Source organism: Stenotrophomonas sp. 01N47, from assembly GCF_056399165.1.
Map to the genome: position 1 here is coordinate 17,239 of NZ_JBFTQU010000001.1, position 23,887 is coordinate 41,125.

The window sequence follows — 23,887 nt, forward strand, 5'->3', positions numbered from 1 at the left end:
TGCCGGCCAGCGGCCGGCACTACCCGGGTTCAGCGCAGCGGCGAACGATCCTCACCGCCGTCGGCCGGCTCGACAGCCGCCAGGCCACCGTTGCTGCGCCGCTGTTCCTCGTACGTGCGGAAGGCCTGGTGGATGTGCTTGCGCAGTTCGTCGTCATTCCACGGCTTGGTCAGGAACCGGTAGATCGCACCGCGGTTGATCGCATCGGTCACCGTGTTGAGGTCGGTATAGCCCGACAACACCAGCCGGATCGTGTCCGGGTACAGCATCTTCACCCGGCCCAGGAACTCGGTGCCGCTCATGTCGCTCATGCGCTGGTCGGACAGGATCACCTGCACGTCGTTGATGGCCAGCAGATCGAACGCATCGCGCACGTTGCCTGCCGCCAGGATGCGGTACCCATCGCGGCGGAACAGGCGCACCAGCGAGCGCAGCACGTTCTCCTCGTCGTCCAGCAGCAGCAGGGTGCGGTCCGGGCGGGTTTCGGCGAACGCTTCCGGGCGCAGGTAACGCCGGCGCAGGGTCATGCCGGCGGCATCGGCGGACATCGGTTCGCCGAACAGGTAGCCCTGGAACACGTCGCAGTCGTTGCGGCGCAGGAAGCCCAGTTGTGCCTGCGATTCCACGCCGTTGGCGATCACCGTCATGCCCAGCTGATGACCCATCGCAATGATCGCGCGTGCGATCGCCGCTTCACGGTTGCCGGCCGGAGCGCTCTTGATGAAGCTGCGGTCGATCTTCAGCTTGTCCACCGGGTAGCGCACCAGCGCACTCAGGCTCGAATCGCCGGTGCCGAAGTTGTCCAGGCTCAGGCTGATGCCTTCGTTGCGCAGGTTGGCCAGCGTTTCGTGGACGAAGTTGACGTTGTTGGTCAGCGCGCTTTCGTTGATTTCCAGCGTCAGCATCTGTGCCGGCACGCCGGAGGCCTGGATCACGCCCATCACTTCGGCAAAGAAATTCGGGCGCAGCAGCTGCAGGGTGGACACATTCACCGCGATGGTGAAGTCATCAAAGCCCTGGTCGCGCCACAGCCGGGCCTGCTTCAACGCACCTTCCAGCACCCACGTACCAATCTGCACGATGATGCCCAGTCGCTCGGCGGTGCGCATGAAACGCTCCGGCACCAGCATGCCCAGGGTCGGCGACTGCCAGCGCAGCAGCGCCTCCATGCCCACCACGTGGCCATCGCGGGCACTGACCAGCGGCTGGTAACGCAGCTTCAGTTCGCCGTTGGGAATCGCATCGACGATCTGCCGCGCGATGATGCTCTCGCTGTGAGCGCTCGGCGGCGTGTCCACCGCATGGATGCGCACCGCATTGCCGCCTTCGCGGGCGGCCTGGTACAGCGCGTCCTCGGCATGGTCGAGCAGGCGTGAGGCACTGCTGGCGTGCTCCGGGCACAGGCTCACGCCCAGCTTGCCGGTCATGAACAGCGTATAGGGGAGAACTGAAAGCGGCAGTTCCATCTGCTGGCGGATCTCTTCGGCGAAATCCTCGGCCAGGGGCAGATCGGCGGTGCGCGGCACGGCAATCAGGAACTCATCGCTGCCATGCCGCCACAGCATGCCGCGTCCGCGCAGGTAGGACTGCAGGCGCTGGGCCACCAGCACCAGTGCCTGGTCACCAACCTCCGCACTCATGTTCTCGTTGACCGAGGCGAAGTGGTCGATGTCCACATGCATCAGCATCAGCGGGGTACCACCGGAGGCGGCTTCGGCGACCATCGCCTGCAGCTCGGGGTTGCCGGCGCCGAGGCGATCAGGTGCATCATCGATGCTGACCGGGGGCAGGTTGGGGTTCCACATGGGCTCAGTATTCCGCTGACTCGACGGCCGCCGTAACAGCGGCCTGGTAAGGAAGGTGGACATCGACGAGGGTGCCGGCGCCGTGCGCCGACTCGATCCGCACATGGCCGCCCACGCTCTGCGCACGCTCGCGCATCACGATCAGGCCCAGGCCGCGTGGGCCATCGGGGTCGAACCCTTCGCCATCGTCACGGATCATCAGGTGCAGCCCGCGCTGGTCGACGTCGCGCAGCTGCAGCACCACCTGGCTGGCGCGCGCGTGGCGCAGTGCATTGGTCAGGCTTTCCTGGGCGATGCGGAAACAGGCCTGCTCGATGCTGTTGTCCGGGCGCGTGGGCAGCGATTCGATCTCGGCCTGCAGCTCGACGGTGGACGAGCGGAACAGCACGCGCGCCTGCCAGCTCAACGCCGCCTCCAGGCCCAGCGCATCCAGCTGCGGCGGCCGCAGCAGGGTGGAGATGTCGCGCAGCTTGGCAACGGTGGTATCGGCCAGGCTGACGATCTGCGCCAGATCCTCGCCGCGCCGCTGCGCATCGTCCTCGTCCTGCGCCGCATAGGCCGACAGCTTGATCGCGGTGATCGCCTGGCCGATGTCATCGTGCAGGTCGCGCGAGATCGCCCGGCGCTCGTCCTCCTGCAGCGAGAACAGGCGGCCAGCCATCGCCTGCAGCTCGCGGTTGCTGGTCTCCAGCGCGCTTCGGGTCTGTTCGGATTCACTCAGGTCGCGCACGATCAGCAGCTTGCAGTCGCGCCCGCCGTAGCGCACGTCACCCACCGCAATGCCAGCCTGGAAGCTGCGGCCATCGGCGCGCTGCATGGCCACCACGCTGCTGTGGCCCGGGCTGTGCTGCGGCTGCCCGGCGCGCATCTGCGCGCGCATCCGGGCCAGATCGCCGCCTGCCACCAGGGCCGACAGCGGCTCGCCCAGCAGCGTGTGGCTGCCGTAGCCGAACAGGCCGGCCGCCCACGCATTGGCATACAGCACATGTTCGTCGGACAGGATCACCACGCCATCGGGCAGCACCCGCACCAGCTCGCGGAACTGCTCTTCGCGTTCGCGCAACAGGCGCCGCGACTGCTCACGCTCGGTCACGTCCTGCAACGTGCCCAGTATCCGGTCACGTCCGGCTTCATCCACGCCGCTGGCGGCACGCAGGTGCACCATCAGCGCACGGCCATCCATTGCCAGTACCGGCAGCAGCACGTCCACCTGCACCTGCTCACCCGAGCACAGCTCGGCCAGCACCTGATCGGTCTGTGCGGCCGTGGCCGGATCGGCTGCCACCAGCAGCTCGTCGAAACGATGCCAGCGTCGCGCCTCGGGCGGGCGACGGCCCAGCAGGCGATAGACCTGGTTGGAGTAACGGCCCTGGCCGGTGGACGGGTCCAGCTCCCACGCGCCGATCCGGGCCAGCTCGTGGGCTTCTTCCACGCGGGCCAATGCCTGGTCGCGCCGCAGCTGGGCCAGGTCTTCGGCGGTGCGGTCGATGGCGATCAGCAGGCGCGCAGTGTGCCCGTCGTAGTCGATCGCGTTCGAACGCAGTTCCATCTGCCGCAGGCTGCCATCACGCAGCTGCAACTGCGCGCGCAGGATGCACAGCTGCTCGGGCGCGCCGCGGATCTCCTCCAGCTTGGTCTGCAACGCCTGGTCCTGGCCAGGTGGCCAGAGCACGTCGATGGTCTGCGCCAGAAGTTCGTCACGGTCCCAGCCGAAGGTGCTGCAGGCGGCCGGGTTGGCATCGAGGATGGTCAGATTGTCCAGGTCATAGACCAGGATCGGGCCCGGGTTGCCTTCGAACATCTGCCGCAGGCGCAGCTCGGAGGCCTGCAGGCGGGCATGGGTGTGCAGCACGTGCTCGGCCAGCGGCCGCAGCAGCAGGTACAGCAGGCCAGCACTGGCAAGGGCGAAAAATGCGCCCTTCATGCTCTGCCAGAGTGCCGCCTGCTGTGGGTCGGGTACGAGTGCCGTCACCGCGCCGTCGGTGGCGATCATCCAGGCCAGCGCCATCGCCAGGTAGCTCAGCACCACGCGACGACGGTCGCGGCCCAGCGCCTGCGCCATCCGCGGGTCGGGAACAGGGGCGGTGCCGGTCGGTTCTACGGGCATGGACAGGGCAGGGAGGCGGCAGGGAAGAAGGGGTGCGGGCCATCTTACCGCGCAGGTGTGCCCTGGCCACTCAATTATCCGCCGCAGGCGCCGTTAACCACTGCGTGCCCCGCTGTCGGGCGTTTCATCCGGAGCAAGATCGCGTGGACCAAGGGATCATCGCCAGCCTGCTGCAGCATCCGCTCGCCTCGGCGCTGGTCATCGTCGACCGCAGCGGGCGCCCGCTCGCGGCCAATCCGGCTGCGCGCGAGCATGGCCTGCCGGCCACGGTGGCCGCGTACGCGCCAATGCTGGAAGACCTGCGCCTGCTGGCGGCCGACGGTGGCATCGTCGCCTGCACGCTGCCGGGCGGCCCACGTGGTCACTACGATGGCCACCTGCGTGCCGTGCATGACGGCAGCGGCAACCTGCTCGCCTTTACCCTCAGCGTGCCCGAGCCGGTTCCGGTTGATGGCGGCGGTCGCTGGGAACTTGCACTGGACAGCGCCGGCCACAGCCTGTGGGACTGGGACATCCCCAGCGACCGGGTGGCGCGCACGCCCGCGCTGGGTGAGGAAACGGCCACCCAGATCCTGGCGCGCGTGCACGCCGACGACATCACCCAGGTGCGCGCCGCGCTGGATGAACACCTGCACGGCGACAGTGAGCAGTACAGCGCCCAGTTCCGCTTCCGCCAGGCCGATGGCCAGTGGCGATGGGTGCTGGACCGCGGCCGGGTGGTGGCCCGTACCGCCGATGGCCAGCCGCTGCGCATGGTCGGCACCCATACCGACATCGAGCAGCAGAAGCAGCTGGAAGCCATGCTGCAGGAGCAACAGCTGCATCTGCGCGAAGCCCAGCGCATCGCCAGCATGGGCAGCTGGTCGTTCGATCCGCACAGCCGCCAATTCTGGTGGTCGCCGGAACTGCGCTCGCTGCTGGCACTACGGCAGGACAGCATCCCGGGGCAGCGACGCTGGCTCAAGCAGCTGCACCCGCGCTCACGTGGTGCACTGCGTGCGGCCTGGCGCCGCCTGTGGCGCGATGGTCGCGCCGCCAACCTGGAACTTGAACTGACCCGCGGCAACGAACCCTCGCAGCATCTGCGGTTGTGGATGCAACCGTTGCTGGACATGGACGGGCAGCCCAAGCGCCTGTTGGGGCAGGTGCAGAACATCACCGAACAGCATCAGACCGATGCCCTCATCCGCTGGCGTACCGAGCTGCTCAACCGCGTGTCCGCGCTGGGGCGCATCGGTGGTTGCGAGATCGAAGTGGCGACGCGCAACATGCAATGGACCGAGGAGTGCTATCGCATCCACGGCCTGCGCAAGGAACCGATCACCCTCGACCAGGCGCTCGCGTTGTATGCCGAGGATTCGCGTGCGGCCTTCGAAGGCGCGTTGGGGCGGATCGCCGGTGGCGGCCTGCCTGAGCAGCTGGATCTGTGCTTCTACCGCCAGTCCGGGTTGCGCGTATGGGTGCAGGTACTGATCGAACTGGACCGTCGTGATGGCTTGCCGCCGCGCTTCGTGGTTCTGTTCCGTGACATCACCCGCGAGCGCGAAGCGAACGAGCGGATTGAACTGCTTGCCCACTACGACCTGCTGACCGGACTGCCCAACCGGGTGCTGCTGGGCGAGCAGACCTCCGAAGCCATCGAGGAAGCGCGTGATCGCGGCACCTCGCTGGCGATGCTGTTCATCGATCTGGACGGCTTCAAGAACATCAACGACAGCTTCGGCCACGCCACCGGCGATGCGCTGCTGAAGGCCGCCGCAACCCGGCTGCACCAGAACCTGCGCAACAACGACCTGTTTGGTCGTTTCAGTGGTGACGAGTTCATCGTGGTGCTGCGCGACCTGGCCGAGCCGGAAGATGCCGGCCATGTAGCGCGCAAGCTGATCAATTCGCTGGCCGAGCCGCTGCGCCGTGGCGACACCACCTTGAAAGTTGGCGCCAGCGTGGGCATCGCCATGCTTGGCGAGAGCCAGACCGACTTCGACTCACTGCTGCGCGCTGCCGACGCGGCGATGTACGCGGCCAAGGAAGCTGGTCGCAATACCTATCAGTACTACAGCCAGGACGCGCTGGCGCGGATCCAGCGCCGGCTGGAGATCGAGCACGGGCTGCATGGCGCCATCGAGCGCGACGAGTTCAGCCTGGCCTACCAGCCGCTGCTGCACGCCCATCATGGCGAGCCACCGGCTATCGAGGCGTTGCTGCGTTGGCATCGCCCGGGCATCGGCTACTGCAGCCCGGCGGAGTTCATTCCGATCGCCGAAAAGTGCGGCGAAATCGTCCGCATCGGCGACTGGGTATTGTCCGAAGCCTGTCGCCAGGCAGCCGCGTGGGATCGTGCCGGCCTGCATTTCGAGCGCATTGCCGTAAACGTGTCGGCGGTGCAGCTGCGTGATCGTGGCTTTGCCGAGCGCGTGATCGAGATCTGCCACGCGCACGGCTGGCCACCGCAGCGGCTGGAGCTGGAGCTGACCGAATCGGCGTTGATCCGTGACACCGACATCCTGCGCCACTGTTTCGATGTGCTGGAACGGCACGGTGTGCCGCTGGCAGTGGACGACTTCGGTACCGGCTTCTCCAACCTCAACTACCTCAACCGTTTCCCGGTCGGCCGCCTGAAGATCGACCGCAGCTTCGTGCAGGGCATGCTGCATGACTCGGGCACCGCCGAGGTGACCCAGGCCATCGTCCATCTTGGCCACGCACTGGGCATGAAGGTGGTGGCCGAGGGCGTGGAAACGCACCAGGAAGAAGACATGCTGCGCCGCCAGGGCTGCGACGAGATCCAGGGCTACCTATACTCGCGCCCGCTCACACCGCGCGACCTGGCGCAGTGGCTGCGACAGCAGCACCTCGCCCCAGGCCGCACCGATGCCGCCAGCGAAGTGATGCTGGCGCGCTGAGGCGATGAAGAGCAAGTCCCTTCCGGAAGAAAAGTGCAGTCGTAGTGCTCGCGGATGCTGGAGTACGCTCAGATGCCGCGCTGGCGAATGGCTCGACGATCCAGATGTTGCCAGCGATATGCGCATGATCGAGCTGTTCGTGCTCATGGGGCTCGGCACATGGGCCGGCATCGTCGAACTTCAGGCGCAATTGCCGGATGCGATGATCGTTACTGCTTCGTTTGACTTCATTGGTAGCATCGTCTCGTTCGTGACGAATACCTATCTTGTGCTGTATCTCTTTTTCAGACGGCGGCTCCAGAGTGACCGCGTAAAATTCACCTTTGGCATATTGCTGGTGCTCAGTGCAAGCGTGAACTACCTGAGTTTCGAGCAGTTGACAGACCGCTTGGCGCAGATATCAACGTGGTGGCCCGGTACCTCATGGCAGTTGAACTTGACGCTGCTGGCATCAACTGTGAAAAACGTGATCGCATTCGGCTTCGGTGCCATCGGTGCCGGGATTGCATCGAGTGTCGTCAGCCGCCACAGCCGGGAGGCGCCACAGTCCAAAGGGAGTACCAATTGAAGCGCATCCACGCATGGCGTGGATCTACTTCGGTTCGGTAACCAGCCGCTGTGGAAACTCGGACCGCAGCCGTGCGCGCACCGCTTCGACCACGTTGGCATAGCGTCGCAGCTGGATGTAGTAGCCCATGTAGAACAGCAGCAGGGCCACCAGCATCGGCCACGCCGCTGGCCGGATCAGAACGATCGGCACCAGCATCAGCGTCAGGCCCAGCGCGAACCAGCTGCACAGCCCGACTACCTGCACCTCCCGGCGCCGCGCGTCAATCACCACCCGACCGCGCATCAGCGGAAAGTAGCGACCGCCGAAGCTGGGGGCGAAGCTCTCGCGAAAGGCGATGCTGCCGTCAGGCAGCGCATGGAATACCAGGCGCAACCAGGTGTCGGTCGGCAGGTCATGCTCCAGGCCAGCGAGCGAAAGCTGGGCCAGCTCTGCAGGCGTAGCAGCGATGCGTTGGTTGAACAGGACGATACCGGTACGGAAGAAAAACGGCGCCCACATCACCAGCAGCAGGACCTCGACCAGCAGCAAAGTAATCAAGGCGATGGCCATCGGTCTTCCATGAACGGGACCGGCGCATCATGCCATGGGAGAGCGACGGGCAGCGGCGCTGTGGGCCCGAGTGCGTGCAGCAGGTCAGACGCCTTTCGGGACTGACTTGGGTCAATCTTCTTCTACCAGGTCGCTTAGATCCAGGATCTGCGGATTGACGCTGCTGGCAACGATGCTTCTGATCAATCCCGGGCGGCCACGAAGCGAGTAGGCACGCATCGTATGGATGGGACTGAATTCTTCCATGGGATAGGTCGAGTGCCCCACGATCACGGGTCTGTTGAAGTGGACGTCCTTGGGGTCGTCCAATGGCAAGGTCCACCTTCCACCGTGTGCCAGCCTGACGGTCTCCCCTAGATATCGGGCGAGTATGACCCTCAGGGAGTCCCGCTCGTCCTCGGACAGCGTGGCTGCCATCAAGTCATGCAGGCGCTCCAGCCTGTCGAAGCTTTCGGGGCTCCTATCCAGTTCAATGCCATGCATTTGAGCCTGCGCGACCAGCCACTCAATCTGGTCGTCCATGATCATCAGAAAGTCATCGAAGACCTCGCGGGCCTTTCCAAGGTCGAGCGCCATTTTGAATCCTGAGCAGCAGGGCGGAGCGGGGAGTCTGTCCCGCTTTCGCAGCTCAAGCCATGCAATAAATCTGAAAGCACTGTCGGCAGAGAGCGCCGATCGATGCAGTAGATTTGAGACTGCAGTCGTTCAGGTGAAAGCCATCCACGCATGGCGTGGATCTACTTCAACGCACTGCCATCCAGCCCCAGGTCCCACGCCAACCCCAGCAGGTCGTCGCCGGCCACAACCGGGGCAGGGCGCGCATCGGCCAGCTGCTGCAGCTCCTGTATTTCTTCGCGGGCCACGTCTTCCAGCTGCCGCAGCTGCTCACGTACGCCCGCATTGCGCGGACGCTCGTTCTCGTTGATCGGGGACAGGGCGCGGATCAGGGTCATGGTGCGCTTGCAGGATGCATCCAAAGGCGGGTCACACGCAAAGGCCCCGGCAGAACCGGGGCCTTGCACGCTGCCGGAAGAGGCAGCGGACATCAGGATCAGAACAGCTCGACCGTACCGGCGCCCATGCTCTGCTGGGCAACCGGCTTGTGCGGCGGACGCTCCCATTCGCTGCGCAGTTCGCGCAGGCGGTTGCCGGTGCGCTGCAGGGCAGAGGCGATTTCTTCGTCGAACACGCCGCCGTTGCGGTGCAGCAGTTCCTGCAGGGCCACCGCTTCGCGGTTGATCGCGGTCAGGCGGTCCAGGTGGGTATGCACGCCGCCCAGGGCCTGTGTGGCGATGTCCTCGAACTGCAGGGCGCGCACGGCTTCGGCCACGCTGCCATCGATCGAGCGCGCGCAGTCGGACACTTCGCGCATGCCGTCACCCAGCGAAGCGTTGATCTGCGCCACGTTGTCCAGCATCGCCGCCGCTTCCTGACGCGCTTCACGGGAGCGGTCCATATCGCGCGAGGCCATGTGCGAAACCGTCTCGCGGACCTTGGCGATGGCATCCTTGGAGCTGTGCGCCAGCTTGCGGATCTGCTCGTTGAACGTGGTCGAACGCTCGGACAGGTTGCGCACTTCGTCGGCAACCACCGCGAAACCACGACCGGCTTCACCGGCACGCGCTGCTTCGATGGCGGCGTTCAGGGCCAACAGGTTGGTCTGGTCGGCAATCGACTTGACGTCTTCCAGCAGCGCGAAGATGCCATCCAGGTGCTGCGCCATCTGGTCGATGTGCTGCACGGTGGTGCTGCTCTGGCCGCTGACCTGCTCCAGCGCTTCCACCAGCTGTTCCATGCGGTGGCTGGCGTGCTGGGCGAAGCGGGCAACGTCGAGGCCGGCGCCGCCTTCGTCACCGGCGCGGTCGACGATGCGTGACAGGGCCTGGCTCTGCTGGCGCGACTTGCGGTTCATGGCATCGAAGCTGCCGCCGAGGCTGGAGACGGCCTGGCGGATCAGGTCGCGGGCGCGTTCCACTTCACCACGCGAACCGTCGATCTCGTTGCCGACGAAGTTGCGCAGTTCGGTCAGCAGCTGGTCCTGCTCACGCAGGACACGGGCATGTTCCGGGGAACGGTGCGCCTGGGCGCGGGCGGTCCACCACGCAAAGCCGAGCCAGCTCAGCGTCATCGTGGTCAGGATCGCCCAACGCAGGGCGACCGGCCATTCGAAACCGATGGCGAAGGGGAGCAGCAGGGTCAGAGCCAGGGGGGCGGCCAGACGGATGAAAATGCGTGAGTACATGGACGTTCTCGGGAGGTGCACGGAGGATGTATCGGCCGTACCCCCTTTCTCTTTAACGTCGATGTGCTTCGAAATGCATTCTGAATGCGCCGGTTTTCCGGCGCTGCCGGGCTGTTCGGGGTCAGAGCCCTTTCCGTGCCGGAAAGGGATCCGACCCCATGGCCTCAGGCCAGCTGCCGGTCCACGGCCTCGACCATGGCCTTGCGGCTGAGCAGGAAGTCCCAGTAGCTGCCACCCAGCTGCCGCCACAGCACAGCGGCACGCACGGCGGCCAGAAGCAGCGCGCGGATCTCGGCCACCACGCCGGCCTGGCCCAGGTAATGCGGGTTGCCCTGCACCATGACCCGCGGCTTGAGGTGGCTGATGGTATCTGCATACAGGCCGCCCAGCGCGGCCAGCACATCGGGGTGGCCGCTGTCACCCAGCTCGGTGGCCTGGCGCTGCGCGCGCTCGATGCCCGAGGCGACCTTGTTTACGGTGGCCCCGTCCTGCACGAAGCGGCGCTCCAGCTGCAGTACCGACAGGGCCAGCTTGGGCAGGATCGGGTCCTGGCCCTGGTTGCGGAAATGGTTGTGCAGCAGGCGGAGGCCGGACTTCAGTGCATGCCGATCGCCAAATACCGCCTGCGGCGAGGACGCATCGATGCGGAACACACTGTCCACGGCAGTGCGCACGGCAGCGGCGTCGGAGTGGCCGGTATCGGCGATACGGCGTACCTGCTGCAGGGCCTGGGCAATGCCGGCCAAAGCCAGAACGCGGTCGTCGACAGTGAAACTCATGCAGCGATTACCTCAAAAGGAGAAGGGGTGGTGCGCAGGCGCTGTTCCAGCGGCGCGTCGGTGGCGGCGATCACCGCGCCACCCAGGCAGACCTCACCGTCATACAGCACCAGGGATTGCCCGGGGGTGACTGCACGCTGCGGCCGGGCGAAGGTGACCTGTACGCTGCCATCGTCCAGCACATCCACCGTGCACGGCTCATCGGGCTGGCGGTAGCGGGTCTGCGCGGTGCATTCAAAACGCCGTGCCGGTGGTGCGCCGGCAATCCAGTGCGCGGTCTCCGAGCGCAGCCTGTTGGACAGCATCCACGGGCTGTCACGGTCCTGGTCCACGTACAGCACGTTGCTGGCCACGTCCTTGCCGACCACATACCAGGGCGCGGCAGGGCGGCCGCGCACGCCGCCGATGTTCAGGCCTTCGCGCTGGCCCAGGGTGAAATAGAAGACGCCCGGATGTTCGGCGATCACGCTGCCATCGCTGGGATCGAGGATCTGCCCGGCCTTGGCCGGCAGGTAGCGTCCAAGGAACTCACGGAAATCGCGCTCGCCGATGAAGCAGATGCCGGTGGAATCCTTCTTGGCGTGGGTCGGCAGGCTGACGTCGCGGGCGATCCGGCGCAGGTCGCTCTTTTCAAGGTCACCAATCGGGAACAGGGTAGCCGCCAGCTGCTCCTGCCCCAGCTGGTGCAGGAAGTAGCTCTGGTCCTTGGAACGGTCGGCGCCACGCAGCAGCAGCCACTGATGGCCGCGCTGGGCAATGCGCGCGTAATGGCCGGTGGCGATCCGCTCGGCGCCCAGTTCGCGGGCCGCATCAAGGAAGTGCTTGAACTTCACTTCGCGGTTGCACAGCACGTCCGGGTTCGGCGTGCGGCCAGCGGCGTACTCGGCCAGGAAGTGTTCGAACACCCCCTGCCAGTACTCGTTGGAGAAATCGCGGAAATGGAACGGAATGCCCAGCAGTCCACAGACCGCCACCGCATCGCGGCGATCGTCCTCGGCGCGGCAGTCACCGCTGCCATCGTCGGCCCAGTTCTGCATGAACAGACCAGCCACGGCCTCGCCCTGCTGCACCAGCCGCCAGGCAGCCACGGAAGAATCCACGCCGCCAGAAACGCCAACCATCACCCGTGGGCTGCTCATGCGACCTCCCGGACCAGTGCAAGCGGGTAGCGCTGGCCGGCCAGGTAGTCCGCCAGCACCTGCCAGACCAGCGGGCTGCGCTGGCGTCCGGCAGCGGCCTGCAGTTCGGCCGGGGTCATCCACAGCGCCCGATCAATGCCGGCATCCAGTGGCCGCGCCGGGTCGTGCGAGACCGGGCGCGCGGCATAACAGAAGCGCAGGAACGGGGTGCCGTCACCGGCGGTCCACTGGTAACAGCCGATGAAGGCGGTCAGTTCCACCGTCCAGCCGGTTTCCTCGACGGTCTCGCGCAGGGCGGCCTCGGCCAGGCTTTCGCCCGGCTCCAGGTGCCCGGCCGGCTGGTTCAGCACCTGCCGGCCCTCGATGGTTTCTTCCACCAGCAGCACCCTGCCGCCGTCGACCACCACGGTGGCGACGGTTGCATGCGGTGCCCAGCGCGGGTCCGGCGAGCTGTTCAACTCAGAGGTCGTCCTTCTTGGTCAGCTCCAGCTCCATTGCATCGGCGGTGCGGATGGCCGCATCGATGGCGTCACTGAGCTGGTCGGAGGTAGCGGCGGCGTCGATCTTCACCACGAACATCGCGGTCGATTCCTGCTTCACCCAGCCACCCATCTTGGCGTCCTGCGAGTCTTCCAGCAGGCGGTTGGCCACGGCCACCGGGAACTGCTTGGTCTGCGAGGTGTAACCCGGCGACCAGATCTCACGGATGTTGTGGGTGCCGAAGTCTTCCACCGACGAGCGCACATAGACGATCTGGGTGCGATCGCCTTCGACGTCGAACACCATCTGGTAATCGCCGTCTTCGTCCACCTCGAAGGTGTAGCCCAGCTTTTCCAGCTGGCGGGCGATAGCCTTGTCGGCCTTCGAACTGTCAGCGGTCGTTGCGGCGCCAGCGGTGCCGGCAGCAGCCAGGGCGATCAGCAGGGCGGGGAGAAGGGTCCTTTTCATGAAGATCCTGTGAAACCAAGAATGTGGGAAGGTGCAATTGTGACGGCGGGCGTCCGTGCCGTCCATTCTGCAGCGGGCCGACGCAGGGCCGTCGCACCCCTTATAATGGGCAGATGCCTCGCGAATCCGCCCCCGATTCCCACCACGAGCACGGCGTTGCCGTGGAGCCCGCGCGCCCGGAAGTGGCGCCGCCGCCGTTCTACCAGGTCATGCTGCTCAATGACGACTACTCCCCGATGGATTTCGTCGTGGATGTCCTGCAGCAGTTCTTCAACATGGACCTGGACAAGGCCACCCAGGTGATGCTGCATGTCCACACCCGTGGCCGTGGCGTCTGCGGTGTGTTCACCCGCGAAGTGGCCGAAACCAAGGTGGCCCAGGTCAACGAGTACGCGCGGATGAACCAGCACCCGCTGCTGTGCACGATGGAAAAGGCCTGATCCTGGCGCGGCGTGCCCACCAGGGTGGGCACCTGCCAGGTTCGATTCACGACTCCGCCAGCGCCTGCAGGGCCATCACGGCCACCGCCTCATCGATGTCGGCCGGGTCGCCATCATCCCGGAACCACACCGCTGACAGGCCGGCACTGGCCGCGACCCAGCGCAGCAGCCGCGCGCGTTCGAGATCGGCCAGCCGGCAGACCTGTTCCACCCGGGCATGGAAGCGCTCGGGCCGCGTTGCTACATGGATGCCCGGCCCGCACAGGTCCGGGTTGCTGAACATTGTGGTGTAGTCGAACGCACGGTCACCCAGCAGCCGCTTCGGGTCGATCGCCAGCCAACCCCGCGCGCCGAAATCCAGCACGTTGTCGTGGTGCAGGTCGCCATGCAGGGGCCGTATCTCCTGCTCGTTCTCCAGCAGTGCCATCGCCAGCAATCTGCACTGTTCCAGCAATGGCGGCAGCGATGCCCTTGGTTGCAGCAGATCTGCGAACCATCTACCCAGGCAGACCAGGTCTTCTGGCGGTGCGCTCCGTGGCCGGTGCAGCTGCTGCAGGACCTGACACAGGATGATGGTGCAGGTGTCGTCCTCGCCCTTGATCGAGCGTTGCCGCAGCGAATCGCCGCGCGCCCGTTCGATCAGGATCGCCGGCCCCTCGTGGGCCAGCAGGCGTGCGGCACCGTCGCCGTTCCACCAGCGCAGCAGGCGATGGCCGTTCTGTTCCTCTGTCTCCGTGCTCACCTTCAACATGGCCGCCTCGCCAGAGGCGGTCAGTACCGGCCAGAGCCGGGCATGGGGGGTACGGATCGAAGGACCATCACGTCGCAATCGCCAGCGGCTCAGGTAGGGTTCGCTCATGGTGAGTGTGCTGTCCTGGAGTGAACGATGATCAAGCGGTTCGTAGCGCTAACGCCATCTGAACGTCGCAATCCGCTAGGGTGATGGAAATCGCGTAGTCAGGCCGCATATTGTCCCCAACTGCCGCCGGAGTAATCCATGTTCAGCAAAGACCTCGAACACACCATCGGCCAGTGCTACAAGCGCGCCCGTGAGGCCCGACATGAGTTCATGACGGTCGAACACCTGCTGTTGGCACTGCTCGACAACCCGTCCGCCCAGGCCGTACTGAAAGCCTGCGGTGCCGATGCCGACCGCCTGCGCCAGGAGCTGGAGCAGGCCATCGAGGCCTCCGTGTCCCGCCTGGCCGAAGATGACGGCCGCGATACCCAGCCGACCCTGGGCTTCCAGCGTGTGCTGCAGCGGGCCGTGTACCACGTGCAGTCCTCCGGCAAGAAGGAGGTCACCGGTGCCAACGTGCTGGTCGCCATCTTCGGCGAAAAGGACTCCCACGCCGTCTACTACCTCAATCAGCAGGATGTAACCCGGCTGGATGTGGTCAATTACCTGTCCCACGGCATCGCCAAGCTGGGCGAGGAGGGCGAGCAGCCGTCCTCGTCCGAGGGGGAGGGCCGCATGGAAGGGGGCGAGGGCGAGCCCAAGGGCGATGCCCTGACCGAGTTCGCCAGCAACCTCAACGAGCAGGCCCGTGCCGGTCGCATCGACCCGCTGGTCGGCCGTGCCGACGAGATCGAGCGCACCATCCAGGTCCTGTGCCGCCGCCGCAAGAACAACCCGCTGTACGTGGGCGAGGCCGGCGTCGGCAAGACCGCGATTGCCGAGGGCCTGGCCCGACGCATCGTGGAAGGCTCGGTGCCGGACGTGCTGGCCGATGCGGTCATCTATTCGCTCGACCTCGGCGCGCTGGTGGCCGGTACCAAGTACCGCGGCGACTTCGAAAAGCGCCTGAAGGGTGTGCTGACCGCGTTGAAGAAGGTGCCCAATGCGGTGCTGTTCATCGACGAGATCCACACCATCATCGGCGCCGGCTCGGCGTCGGGCGGCACCATGGACGCCTCCAACCTGATCAAGCCGGCCCTGGCGTCGGGCGAGCTGCGCTGCATCGGCTCGACCACGTTCCAGGAATACCGCGGCATCTTCGAGAAGGACCGGGCGCTGGCCCGTCGCTTCCAGAAGATCGACATCGTCGAGCCGACCGTGGGCGAAACCTACGAGATCCTGCAGGGCCTGAAGTCCAAGTACGAAGCCCACCACGGCGTCACCTATGCCGACGAGGCGCTGCAGGCTGCTGTCGACCTGTCGGTCAAGCACATCGCCGACCGCCTGCTGCCGGACAAGGCCATCGACGTGATCGATGAGGCCGGTGCCCGCCAGCGCCTGATGCCGGAAGGCCAGCGCAAGGAGCTGATCGACGTCGAGGAGGTCGAGGCCATCGTCGCCAAGATGGCGCGCATCCCGGCCAAGCAGGTCAGTGCCACCGACAAGGATGTGCTGCAGCACCTGGAGCGCAACCTGAAGATGGTGATCTTCGGCCAGGATCCTGCCATCGGCACCCTGGCGTCGGCCATCAAGCTGGCACGCTCGGGCCTGGGCAATCCGGAAAAGCCGATCGGCAACTTCCTGTTCGCCGGCCCCACCGGTGTCGGCAAGACCGAGGTGACCAAGCAACTGGCGCTGCAGCTGGGCATCGAGCTGGTCCGATTCGACATGTCCGAATACATGGAGCCGCATTCGATCAGCCGCCTGATCGGTGCCCCTCCGGGCTACGTCGGCTTCGACCAGGGTGGCCTGCTGACCGAGAAGATCGTCAAGACGCCGCACTGCGTGCTGCTGCTGGATGAAATCGAGAAGGCGCACCCGGACATCTTCAACATCCTGTTGCAGGTGATGGACCGCGGCGTGCTGACCGACACCAATGGTCGCGAAGCCAACTTCAAGAACGTGGTGCTGGTGATGACCACCAATGCCGGCGCGGCGCAGGCCTCGCGGCGCTCGATCGGTTTCACCAAGCAGGACCACGCCACCGATGCGATGGAGACCATCCGCCGTGCGTTTACCCCGGAATTCCGCAACCGCCTCGATGCGGTGGTGCAGTTCCAGCCGCTGGGCTTCGAACACATCCTGCGCGTGGTGGACAAGTTCCTGATCGAGCTGGAGATGCTGCTGCAGGAGAAGCACGTCAGCCTGTCGGCCACGCCGACTGCGCGCGACTGGCTGGCCCACCACGGTTTCGACCCGCTGATGGGTGCCCGCCCGATGGCGCGGGTGCTGCAGGACAAGGTGAAGCGCCCGCTGGCCGACGAACTGCTGTTCGGCAAGCTGGTCAACGGCGGCAAGGTCAGCATCGACGTGCGCAACGACGAGCTGGTTGTCGAGGCGCAGGCCGAGCCTGAGCGGCTGTTGCCGGCCACGGTTGAGTAAGCGCCTGTCGGGCATTGCCCGGCGACGGAAGCAACGACAGGGCGGCTCAGGCCGCCCTTGTCGTGTCAGCCCTTCAGCGGCTGCGCTGGCGGGCCATGCGCTTGAAGGCGGCGGCGTCCAGTGGCTCGATACGCTCGACCGTGCAGTTGGCGCGGTCGGTCTTCAGCTCGCTGCGTGAGTCGCCGCATAGCTGGTTGCTCTCGCCCTGGGTTTCAAACGCCAGCCGGCGCGAGGTCACTGCGTTGTTGCAGGAGGTTTTGAACACAACGCGATAGTGCTGGTCACCATTGCGCAGCAGCACATCACGATCGGCGCCGGCGCGGACGATCTGCTGGTCCTCGCTCAAAGCAATGCAGCTGTCGCCGGTGCTTGCCGCCGGGGTATCGGCGGCCTGGGCGACGGGTGCGATCAGGGTGGCAGTAATGAGTGCAAGGGCAGCGAAGCCGGCGGGCAGGGAGGGCATGTTCATGGCGGGGCAGGGGTGGCGATCCGGACTGGATCGGATGCCACGATGCCGCCACAGCTGCGAATGCGAATCTGCCGCAAGCATGGCTGACCGATGTCACGGTGCATTCGGTCAGGGTGCCGTCCGGCAGGGCCGGATTCCAGGCATGACAAAAGGCCAGCGTCCAGGGCTGGCCTTGTCGAGGTGGCGCAACGCGCCAGCCGCTTACTTCATTCGGTAGGTGATACGACCCTTGGTCAGGTCGTACGGGGTCATTTCAACCTTGACCCGGTCACCGGTGAGGATGCGGATGTAGTTCTTGCGCATGCGGCCGGAGATGTGGGCAATGATTTCGTGCCCATTTTCCAGACGAACGCGGAAAGTGGTGTTCGGCAGCGTCTCGCTGACGGTGCCCTCGAACTCGATGGAATCGTCTTTCGACATGTAGTCCTGTGCGGTTCAGAAAACGGCCACGCTGGGCCTAAGGCGCAGTATTTTACGCGTCAAACGCCCGGCTTGCAAAGATTGTGTTATTCCCCGGCAAAATCCGCTGCCGGCACGCGCCCGACGAGCCGGGTCCAGGCGCCTTCCCGGCCCTGCGCCTGCACCGCACTGCGGACCTGCTGCAGAAACGGCGCGCGCGGCAGGTGCTCGGCGCCCATGCGCAGCAGATGCGGATTTTCCACCTGCGCATCGATCAGCGGCCAACCCCAGCCGTGCAGCGTTCGTGCCAGTGCGGCCAGTGCCACCTTGGAGCCGCCACTTTCGCCACTGAACATGCTTTCACCGAAGAACATCGTGCCGATGGCCACGCCATAGATGCCGCCGACCAGCGTCTGCCGATCCCACACCTCGAAGGAATGTGCGAAACCCAGGTCGTGCAGCTGGCTGTAGGCATCCACCATCGCCGGGCTGATCCAGGTGCCGTCCTGGCCGGGGCGGGGCGCGCTGGCGCAGGCACGCATCACCTGGCTGAAGGCGGTATCGGCGGTCACTTCCCAGCGGTTGCCGCGCAGCTGCCGGCGGAACCTGCTGCTCAGGTGCACGCCGTCGGTACGGAACACCATGCGCGGGTCCGGCGACCACCACAGGATCGGCTCGCCTTCACTGAACCACGGAAAGATGCCGCCGGCATAGGCATTGAGCAGGCGCAGCGGATGCAGGTCGCCGCCCACCGCAAGCAGGCCATCGGGTTGGCGCAGCGCTGTCTCGGCCGGCGGGAAGGGGGCATCCGGCGCATCGGCCAGGCGCCAGGGCAACTGACGGGTCATGCCGGCATTGTATTCGTCGTGGCGATGCGCGATGTCTGGCACCATCACGCACTACCGGCAAGGAGCCCCGCATGAGCGATCCGATCACCGCCATCCTCGATGCGCACGATGCGCCGCGCACACGCAATGACAGCCTGGCCATGCTGTTGGCTCTGGCCAGCGAAGACCGCCCACAGCTTGGCGCGCTGCTGCTGCAGGCGCTGGATCGGCGCTCACCCGGCTCCACCTTCCTCGACACGGCGTTGGATCTGCTGCCGGACGAGGCTGTCGCCCCGGTCTGTATTGACGCTTGGCGGCGCTATCGTGACGGCGAGCGCGGCGAGCTGCTGACCAGCGTGCTGGAATTTGCCAGCTACCAGGCGCCGCACACGTTGCAGGGCGATTGGGAGGCGCTGCTGGAGGTCGCCATCGAGGATGACATCCAACTGGCCCCGCAGGTCTGGCAGGCACTGCCGCCGCCGCTCGCGGCGCAATGGGCGCACCGGTTGACCGAGGCCGACGACGATCGCGAACTGGAACGCGCCAAGGCAGTGCTGCTGGCCACCCAGCCGGAGACCTATGCCGCCGCCCGTGGCTACCTGGCCGACTGGAGCGACCTGGATGCCGAGGTCTGGGCGCACTGGGCGGGCTTGGCCGATGGCCCGCGTCTGCGCCATCTGCATGGCCGGCAACCGCTGCACCTGCGCTTCGGGCGCGAACAGCATCGTGCACAGGTGGCCGAAGAGCCTGCCTGGCGCAAGCGGATCTGGCGGCTGCATCCCACCTGGAATGGCGGGCAGGTGCGTCACGCCGGGCGCATGGGCGGGCTGCTCGATGCCTTGTGCGGCAGCTGTCATGCGCCGCTGCAACGTCTGCTGCAGTCCGATGCTGCGGCGCTGCAGCCGGACGCGGAGGGTGAGATCACGCTCGGGCTGTGCCTGGACTGCTGTGGCTGGGAAGACCCGCCCGTGCGTTTCTATCGGCACGATGCAGAAGGCATGCCGAGCTGTCACCCCAGCCAGCACTGCCAGGTGCCTATCAATCCCACCGACAGCGGCGACCTGCTGCAGGCCGAGGTGGGTCTTGCCGCGATGGAAGGCCATCGCTGGCAGCAGCAGGACTGGGGCCAGTCCAATCACCGGCAGAACCTGTCGCGGGTGGGGGGCGCACCGAGCTGGGTGCAGAGCGCGCACTACCCGGCGTGCATCGATTGCGGCGAGCAGATGCCTTTCGTGATGCAGTTGGACTCAACGTTGCCGACTACCAATGAAGGCATGTTGCTGTGGGGTAGTGGCGGCATGCTGTACAGCTTCTGGTGCGCGAAGTGCCGGGTGAGCGGGCACTTCTGGCAGTGCACCTGAGCGCAGCATTCCCGCCATTGCCGTGGTAGATGCCAACCTTGGTTGGCACGCTTCTCCGACGCTACGGTTCCGCGCGGAACGGGCCATGCCCCTGCAGCTCCTGCTGGTAGCGCCGCACATCCCGCCGCTCCTGCCGGCACCAGTCGCGCAGCGCTTCGGCGAACTCCGCATCGGCCACCCAGTGCCGGCTTCGCACGATGGTCGGCAGGAAACCACGTGCCAGCTTGTGCTCGCCCTGCGCACCCGGCTCGAAGCGGGCCACGCCCTCGCGCAGGCAGTACTCGATGCCCTGGTAGTAGCAGGCCTCGAAGTGCAGGCCGGGTAGGGTGGCGCCGCCCCAATAGCGGCCGTACAACGTGTCGCCGCCGCGCAGGCACAGCGCGCCGGCGATCGGCTCACCGTCCTGCTCGGCCAGGAACAGCACCAGCCCGCGCCCGAGTGAAATTGCCAGATGGCGCAGGAACGCCTCGGTCAGCGCCGGCGCGTTGCCGTATTCCAGGAACGTCTGCAGGTAGAAGCGGTACATGGCCTGCAGATCGGCGCGGGTGGCTTCGTCGCCATGCACCACCCGGAAAGTGATGCCTTGCCGGTTCACCTTGGACCTCTCCTGGCGGATGTTCTTGCGGTGCTTGTGGTTCATCGCGCCCAGGAACTGCTCGAACGTGCTCCAGTCACCTGGGTTCTGCCACTGGAACTGGATGTCCTCGCGCAACAGCCAGTCGTCGCCAAAGGCTGTTTCGTCAGCTGCCGTGTGGAAATTGATGTGCGCTGACGACACGGCGAGTGCGGGCATCTGTTCGCGCAGTGCCGTCAGCAGGGCAGTGCGCTGCGACGCATCACGGGCCAGCAGTCGCGGGCCGGTCACCGGCGAGTACGGCACCGCACCGAGCCACTTCGGGTAGTAGTCGCGGCCATGGCGCGCATAGGCATTGGCCCAGGCGTGGTCGAACACGAACTCGCCATGCGAGTTGGTCTTCAGGTAGCCGGGAATGGCACCGAGCAAGGCATCGCCGTCCCACAGGGTGAGATGCTGCGGCTGCCAACCCCAGTCCTCGCGCAGGCAGCCGTAGGTTTCCAGGCCGGACAGGAAGGCGTGGCTGACGAATGGATTGCGGCCATCGTGCAGGGCGTCCCAGGCGGTGGCGGGAACGGACTGCAGGGAGTCGAGGAAGCGGGCGGTGGGCATGGTTGGCAAGGATAGGCCAGGTGGATCACGAACGGTGTTGGCGGGGCTGGGTTGGTTTGTTCTGGTTGGGGATGAGGGAAGTTTGAAATGTCCATCGGTGTGCGCCTGATGCGGAATCGCTGGCGCACGGCTGGGCAGGGTGGCGGGGCGCTGCATGAGCGGCGTGTATCCCACCACATGGAGAAATCAATAATGAAGGGATTGAAGCTTGCAACTGCCGTAGTCGCGTGCAGCCTGTTCCTTGTGTCACCAGTGTTGGCTTCTAGAGCCGAGGCCTCAAGGGCAGCGGAAGACCCCGGCACCTATGCCGAGCTGTTGGCGCTGCTTGAGCGCGAGATTGGCGCCCAGTTGACGCGTCATCTGCAAGAGGAGGGCAGGCTGCGGCAAGTGACTGTGAGTGTGGCAGTCGATCCGCAAAAACGCAGGATAGTCGTCGACTTCGGCCCCGGATACCTTCCGGGCGATGAACAGAACTATGGAGAACTTCTCCTCATCCCATTGGCCGCTGATCTTCGGCATTACTCGGACCAGGCGGGCTTGGAAATTCTGGATGTGGAGTTCCTTTTTCAGGGCAAGCCAATAGAGGCGCATTTTCCAGAAGATCACCCTATGCCGAGAGCGGCGAAATCCCGAGCCGCGCATACGCAGGCTCTGGTTTCATCGAGTCATGGATATATTGCCTTGCATCCCAGCAGGGCGTGGGAATTCCAGCGCCCTGCTCCGCTCGGCCTGCAGGAGGACGTATTGAGCCCTACATACGGCGACGAACTGCAGGATTTGCTGGAGCAGCGAAGTGGATTGGTGGTGCATCGCGCTCGCAGTCGTTCTAAAGACCCGCATCCGGAGTCTGGCCATCCTTGGGAACAGATGTCTTCCAGATATCACTTGAAAGCGCTCTTCCCCGAACGTGCCGACATATGGAATGAGCTTCCAAATAGTCCCAGCAGTGATCGGGAGGTGAAGGAGGACATCCGTGCTCGTCCCAACTACGCCAATCACCTTGGCGTCGATGTAATGCTGAGCCTGCACACAAACGGAAACGCCGCCCCCGGCGTTCGCGGTGCCGAGGTCTATCATCATCGGACCAAGCCAGAGGACAAGGCGCTGGGTGACAGCATCCTGTGCGGCATGAGAGAGGTGATCCATGCGCAGCCCGGGTACGAGAGTTTTCCAGTTCGAGCCGAATCGGTTGCTGAAGGCCACGGTGAGAACCGCATTGGCACGATGCCGTCGGTGATCGTCGAGACGGCCTATCACTCCAATCCGGAGGATGTTGCGGCACTGCAGGATCCCGTCTTCCGGTCTGCTGCCATGAAGGGCGTTGAGAAAGGCTATCGCTTGTGGGCTACCGGAAAGTCCTGCGAGCCACTGACGTTGGCGCCCATCGCAGATGTTGAGATTCCCACACAGTCAGCCAAGGAGATCGAGCTTGGCTATCAGGGCAACCCTCAGTATCCGGTCACCATCGAGTTCACCTCCGCATCATGTTCCAAACCCGGCGCGTGCACGCCAACCAGAACGCTGTTCGAAGATCCCACCAAGCCGATCAGGGCAGAACTGACGTGCAAAGGATCCAACCCAGGGGTCGCCCGCTGGAGCGTTGTGCTCCGGGATGCGGATGGTGTCGCAACACCACCTGTCGTATTCCAGCACGCGTGTGTGCAGGTCTGATCGTCGGTTTGGTGTTCTCTACGGAGGCGGGTAAATAGCCCCCAAAAAAACGGGCGCTTTCGCGCCCGTCCCGAGTCGAGCGCAGCTCGACTCCCCAGTGCCGGGCCAGCCTCAGCTGGCTTTGCCCTGTGCATCCAGGTAACGCTCTGCATCCAGTGCGGCCATGCAGCCGAAGCCGGCCGAGGTGATCGCCTGGCGATAGTGCTGGTCGGCCACGTCGCCGGCGGCGAACACGCCTTCCACCGAGGTCTGGGTGGCGTTGCCGCCCAGGCCCGAACGGATTTCCAGGTAGCCGTTGTTCATGGTCAGCTGGCCGTCGAACAGCTGGGTGTTCGGGTGGTGGCCGATGGCCACGAAGAAGCCGTGGGCATCGATGTCGCGGGTGCTGCCGTCCAGGGTCGACTTCACGCGCACGCCGGTCACGCCGGCCTCGTTGCCCAGTACTTCCTCCACCTGGTGGTGCCAGACGGTTTCGATCTTGCCGGCTTCAACCTTGGCGAACAGCTTGTCCTGCATGATCTTTTCCGCCTTCAGGGTGTCGCGGCGGTGGACCAGATAGACCTTGCGGGCGATGTTGGACAGGTACAGCGCTTCTTCCACGGCGGTGTTGCCGCCGCCGACCACGACCACGTCCTGATCACGGTAGAAGAAGCCGTCGCAGGTGGCGCAGGCGGACACACCGCGCCCCTTGAACTCCTCTTCGGTCGGGATGCCCAGATACTTGGCGGTCGCGCCGGTGGAGATGATCAGGGCATCACAGGTGTACTCGTGGCTGTCGCCGATCAGCTTGAACGGGCGCTGCGACAGGTCCGCGGTATGGATGTGGTCGAAGATGACCTCGGTCTCGAAGCGCTCTGCGTGGGCCTGCATGCGCGCCATCAGGTCCGGGCCCATCAGGCCATGGGCGTCACCCGGCCAGTTGTCCACTTCGGTGGTGGTCATCAGCTGGCCACCCTGCTGCAGACCAGTGATGACGACCGGCTTCAGGTTGGCGCGGGCAGCGTAGACGGCGGCAGTCCAGCCGGCCGGGCCGGAACCGAGGATGACAAGACGCTGGTGGCGGGAGGGCAGGCTGGTGCTCATGTAGACTCGCGAAAAGGTAGATGGGACAAGGCGCGGCGATGTTTGCACAGCATCCTTGGCTGGTCATAGAGTGGCGGCTGGGGCAGGGCGATTCAAGCCGATGAACAGAACGCCGTCATCCATGGGCG

General features: G+C 65.4%; 22 protein-coding genes. 6 read left to right on the plus strand and 16 right to left on the minus strand.

Features of this window, described 5'->3' with window-relative positions:
* Positions 1–29 precede the first annotated feature (29 nt).
* Both AC1DKR_RS00095 and AC1DKR_RS00100 read right to left on the minus strand, forming a co-directional pair.
* Entirely contained in the window at positions 30–1,805 is a 1,776-nt protein-coding gene (locus AC1DKR_RS00095) for an EAL domain-containing protein (RefSeq protein WP_088099874.1), read from the minus strand.
* A gap of 4 nt (positions 1,806–1,809) precedes the next feature.
* On the minus strand, positions 1,810–3,912 hold the full coding sequence (locus AC1DKR_RS00100; protein WP_428704403.1) for a sensor histidine kinase: 2,103 nt from the start codon (positions 3,910–3,912) through the stop codon (positions 1,810–1,812).
* A 143-nt stretch (positions 3,913–4,055) separates the two neighbouring features.
* Here AC1DKR_RS00100 and AC1DKR_RS00105 point away from each other — a divergent pair, with 143 nt between their 5' ends.
* Positions 4,056–6,815, plus strand: coding sequence for a bifunctional diguanylate cyclase/phosphodiesterase (locus tag AC1DKR_RS00105; RefSeq protein WP_478030176.1), 2,760 nt, complete (start codon positions 4,056–4,058; stop codon positions 6,813–6,815).
* Between the two features lie 124 nt (positions 6,816–6,939).
* Positions 6,940–7,383: a hypothetical protein gene (locus AC1DKR_RS00110; protein WP_394198510.1), complete on the plus strand. Its 444-nt coding sequence runs from the start codon at positions 6,940–6,942 to the stop codon at positions 7,381–7,383.
* A gap of 24 nt (positions 7,384–7,407) precedes the next feature.
* Here AC1DKR_RS00110 and AC1DKR_RS00115 read toward each other — a convergent pair whose 3' ends face one another.
* The 8 genes from AC1DKR_RS00115 to AC1DKR_RS00150 all read right to left on the minus strand — a co-directional run bounded on the left by AC1DKR_RS00115 (position 7,408) and on the right by AC1DKR_RS00150 (position 13,043).
* Complete coding sequence (locus AC1DKR_RS00115) at positions 7,408–7,935, minus strand: hypothetical protein (RefSeq protein ID WP_394198512.1); 528 nt, start codon at positions 7,933–7,935, stop codon at positions 7,408–7,410.
* Between the two features lie 111 nt (positions 7,936–8,046).
* Complete coding sequence (locus tag AC1DKR_RS00120; protein WP_394198514.1) at positions 8,047–8,511, minus strand: hypothetical protein; 465 nt, start codon at positions 8,509–8,511, stop codon at positions 8,047–8,049.
* 161 nt (positions 8,512–8,672) lie between these two features.
* Entirely contained in the window at positions 8,673–8,888 is a 216-nt protein-coding gene (locus AC1DKR_RS00125; protein WP_230112099.1) for a hypothetical protein, read from the minus strand.
* Between the two features lie 98 nt (positions 8,889–8,986).
* Positions 8,987–10,177: a methyl-accepting chemotaxis protein gene (locus AC1DKR_RS00130; RefSeq protein WP_025879122.1), complete on the minus strand. Its 1,191-nt coding sequence runs from the start codon at positions 10,175–10,177 to the stop codon at positions 8,987–8,989.
* A gap of 164 nt (positions 10,178–10,341) precedes the next feature.
* Positions 10,342–10,956 carry a high frequency lysogenization protein HflD gene (hflD, locus tag AC1DKR_RS00135; RefSeq protein ID WP_176020744.1) on the minus strand — a complete coding sequence of 205 codons (615 nt, stop codon included), beginning with the start codon at positions 10,954–10,956 and terminating at the stop codon, positions 10,342–10,344.
* Entirely contained in the window at positions 10,953–12,095 is a 1,143-nt protein-coding gene (mnmA, locus tag AC1DKR_RS00140; RefSeq protein ID WP_025879124.1) for a tRNA 2-thiouridine(34) synthase MnmA, read from the minus strand. Before mnmA ends, hflD begins: the two co-directional genes overlap by 4 nt.
* Complete coding sequence (locus AC1DKR_RS00145) at positions 12,092–12,553, minus strand: NUDIX hydrolase (protein ID WP_032974820.1); 462 nt, start codon at positions 12,551–12,553, stop codon at positions 12,092–12,094. Before AC1DKR_RS00145 ends, mnmA begins: the two co-directional genes overlap by 4 nt.
* Position 12,554: 1 nt before the next feature.
* Complete coding sequence (locus AC1DKR_RS00150; protein WP_230112093.1) at positions 12,555–13,043, minus strand: hypothetical protein; 489 nt, start codon at positions 13,041–13,043, stop codon at positions 12,555–12,557.
* A 113-nt stretch (positions 13,044–13,156) separates the two neighbouring features.
* Here AC1DKR_RS00150 and clpS point away from each other — a divergent pair, with 113 nt between their 5' ends.
* Positions 13,157–13,483 (plus strand): ATP-dependent Clp protease adapter ClpS, encoded by a 327-nt coding sequence (gene clpS, locus AC1DKR_RS00155; protein ID WP_025879127.1) that lies wholly within the window; start codon positions 13,157–13,159, stop codon positions 13,481–13,483.
* A 46-nt stretch (positions 13,484–13,529) separates the two neighbouring features.
* Here the strand turns inward: clpS and AC1DKR_RS00160 are convergent, their stop codons facing one another.
* The gene (locus AC1DKR_RS00160; RefSeq protein ID WP_478030182.1) at positions 13,530–14,342 is read right to left on the minus strand and encodes an APH(6) family putative aminoglycoside O-phosphotransferase; all 813 of its coding nucleotides are present in this window, start codon (positions 14,340–14,342) and stop codon (positions 13,530–13,532) included.
* 138 nt (positions 14,343–14,480) lie between these two features.
* Between AC1DKR_RS00160 and clpA the strand changes: the two genes are divergently transcribed.
* Positions 14,481–16,763 (plus strand): ATP-dependent Clp protease ATP-binding subunit ClpA, encoded by a 2,283-nt coding sequence (clpA, locus tag AC1DKR_RS00165; protein WP_032974818.1) that lies wholly within the window; start codon positions 14,481–14,483, stop codon positions 16,761–16,763.
* A gap of 73 nt (positions 16,764–16,836) precedes the next feature.
* Here the strand turns inward: clpA and AC1DKR_RS00170 are convergent, their stop codons facing one another.
* The 3 genes from AC1DKR_RS00170 to aat all read right to left on the minus strand — a co-directional run bounded on the left by AC1DKR_RS00170 (position 16,837) and on the right by aat (position 18,479).
* Positions 16,837–17,232, minus strand: coding sequence for a hypothetical protein (locus AC1DKR_RS00170; protein ID WP_447945064.1), 396 nt, complete (start codon positions 17,230–17,232; stop codon positions 16,837–16,839).
* A 201-nt stretch (positions 17,233–17,433) separates the two neighbouring features.
* Positions 17,434–17,652, minus strand: a complete 219-nt coding sequence (infA, locus tag AC1DKR_RS00175; RefSeq protein WP_005409596.1) for a translation initiation factor IF-1 — start codon at positions 17,650–17,652, stop codon at positions 17,434–17,436.
* Positions 17,653–17,738: 86 nt separating this feature from the next.
* Positions 17,739–18,479, minus strand: a complete 741-nt coding sequence (gene aat, locus AC1DKR_RS00180; RefSeq protein ID WP_088100319.1) for a leucyl/phenylalanyl-tRNA--protein transferase — start codon at positions 18,477–18,479, stop codon at positions 17,739–17,741.
* A gap of 71 nt (positions 18,480–18,550) precedes the next feature.
* Between aat and AC1DKR_RS00185 the strand changes: the two genes are divergently transcribed.
* Positions 18,551–19,819, plus strand: coding sequence for a hypothetical protein (locus AC1DKR_RS00185; protein ID WP_478030185.1), 1,269 nt, complete (start codon positions 18,551–18,553; stop codon positions 19,817–19,819).
* A gap of 61 nt (positions 19,820–19,880) precedes the next feature.
* Here AC1DKR_RS00185 and AC1DKR_RS00190 read toward each other — a convergent pair whose 3' ends face one another.
* Positions 19,881–21,005, minus strand: a complete 1,125-nt coding sequence (locus AC1DKR_RS00190; protein ID WP_478030187.1) for a GNAT family N-acetyltransferase — start codon at positions 21,003–21,005, stop codon at positions 19,881–19,883.
* 87 nt (positions 21,006–21,092) lie between these two features.
* Here AC1DKR_RS00190 and AC1DKR_RS00195 point away from each other — a divergent pair, with 87 nt between their 5' ends.
* On the plus strand, positions 21,093–22,676 hold the full coding sequence (locus AC1DKR_RS00195) for an N-acetylmuramoyl-L-alanine amidase family protein (protein ID WP_478030189.1): 1,584 nt from the start codon (positions 21,093–21,095) through the stop codon (positions 22,674–22,676).
* Positions 22,677–22,787: 111 nt separating this feature from the next.
* Here the strand turns inward: AC1DKR_RS00195 and trxB are convergent, their stop codons facing one another.
* Entirely contained in the window at positions 22,788–23,759 is a 972-nt protein-coding gene (gene trxB / locus AC1DKR_RS00200; protein ID WP_428704413.1) for a thioredoxin-disulfide reductase, read from the minus strand.
* Positions 23,760–23,887: the final 128 nt, after the last annotated feature.

Excerpts from the sequence above, each read along its gene's own strand:
- AC1DKR_RS00095 (WP_088099874.1), bottom strand. The coding sequence starts at position 1,805 with ATGTGGAACCCCAACCTGCCCCCGGTCAGCATCGATGATGCACCTGAT.
- AC1DKR_RS00100 (WP_428704403.1), bottom strand. The coding sequence starts at position 3,912 with ATGCCCGTAGAACCGACCGGCACCGCCCCTGTTCCCGACCCGCGGATG.
- AC1DKR_RS00110 (WP_394198510.1), top strand. The coding sequence starts at position 6,940 with ATGATCGAGCTGTTCGTGCTCATGGGGCTCGGCACATGGGCCGGCATC.
- AC1DKR_RS00115 (WP_394198512.1), bottom strand. The coding sequence starts at position 7,935 with ATGGCCATCGCCTTGATTACTTTGCTGCTGGTCGAGGTCCTGCTGCTG.
- AC1DKR_RS00120 (WP_394198514.1), bottom strand. The coding sequence starts at position 8,511 with ATGGCGCTCGACCTTGGAAAGGCCCGCGAGGTCTTCGATGACTTTCTG.
- AC1DKR_RS00125 (WP_230112099.1), bottom strand. The coding sequence starts at position 8,888 with ATGACCCTGATCCGCGCCCTGTCCCCGATCAACGAGAACGAGCGTCCG.
- AC1DKR_RS00130 (WP_025879122.1), bottom strand. The coding sequence starts at position 10,177 with ATGTACTCACGCATTTTCATCCGTCTGGCCGCCCCCCTGGCTCTGACC.
- hflD (WP_176020744.1), bottom strand. The coding sequence starts at position 10,956 with ATGAGTTTCACTGTCGACGACCGCGTTCTGGCTTTGGCCGGCATTGCC.
- mnmA (WP_025879124.1), bottom strand. The coding sequence starts at position 12,095 with ATGAGCAGCCCACGGGTGATGGTTGGCGTTTCTGGCGGCGTGGATTCT.
- AC1DKR_RS00150 (WP_230112093.1), bottom strand. The coding sequence starts at position 13,043 with ATGAAAAGGACCCTTCTCCCCGCCCTGCTGATCGCCCTGGCTGCTGCC.
- clpS (WP_025879127.1), top strand. The coding sequence starts at position 13,157 with ATGCCTCGCGAATCCGCCCCCGATTCCCACCACGAGCACGGCGTTGCC.
- AC1DKR_RS00160 (WP_478030182.1), bottom strand. The coding sequence starts at position 14,342 with ATGAGCGAACCCTACCTGAGCCGCTGGCGATTGCGACGTGATGGTCCT.
- clpA (WP_032974818.1), top strand. The coding sequence starts at position 14,481 with ATGTTCAGCAAAGACCTCGAACACACCATCGGCCAGTGCTACAAGCGC.
- AC1DKR_RS00170 (WP_447945064.1), bottom strand. The coding sequence starts at position 17,232 with ATGAACATGCCCTCCCTGCCCGCCGGCTTCGCTGCCCTTGCACTCATT.
- infA (WP_005409596.1), bottom strand. The coding sequence starts at position 17,652 with ATGTCGAAAGACGATTCCATCGAGTTCGAGGGCACCGTCAGCGAGACG.
- aat (WP_088100319.1), bottom strand. The coding sequence starts at position 18,479 with ATGACCCGTCAGTTGCCCTGGCGCCTGGCCGATGCGCCGGATGCCCCC.
- AC1DKR_RS00185 (WP_478030185.1), top strand. The coding sequence starts at position 18,551 with ATGAGCGATCCGATCACCGCCATCCTCGATGCGCACGATGCGCCGCGC.
- AC1DKR_RS00190 (WP_478030187.1), bottom strand. The coding sequence starts at position 21,005 with ATGCCCACCGCCCGCTTCCTCGACTCCCTGCAGTCCGTTCCCGCCACC.
- AC1DKR_RS00195 (WP_478030189.1), top strand. The coding sequence starts at position 21,093 with ATGTCCATCGGTGTGCGCCTGATGCGGAATCGCTGGCGCACGGCTGGG.
- trxB (WP_428704413.1), bottom strand. The coding sequence starts at position 23,759 with ATGAGCACCAGCCTGCCCTCCCGCCACCAGCGTCTTGTCATCCTCGGT.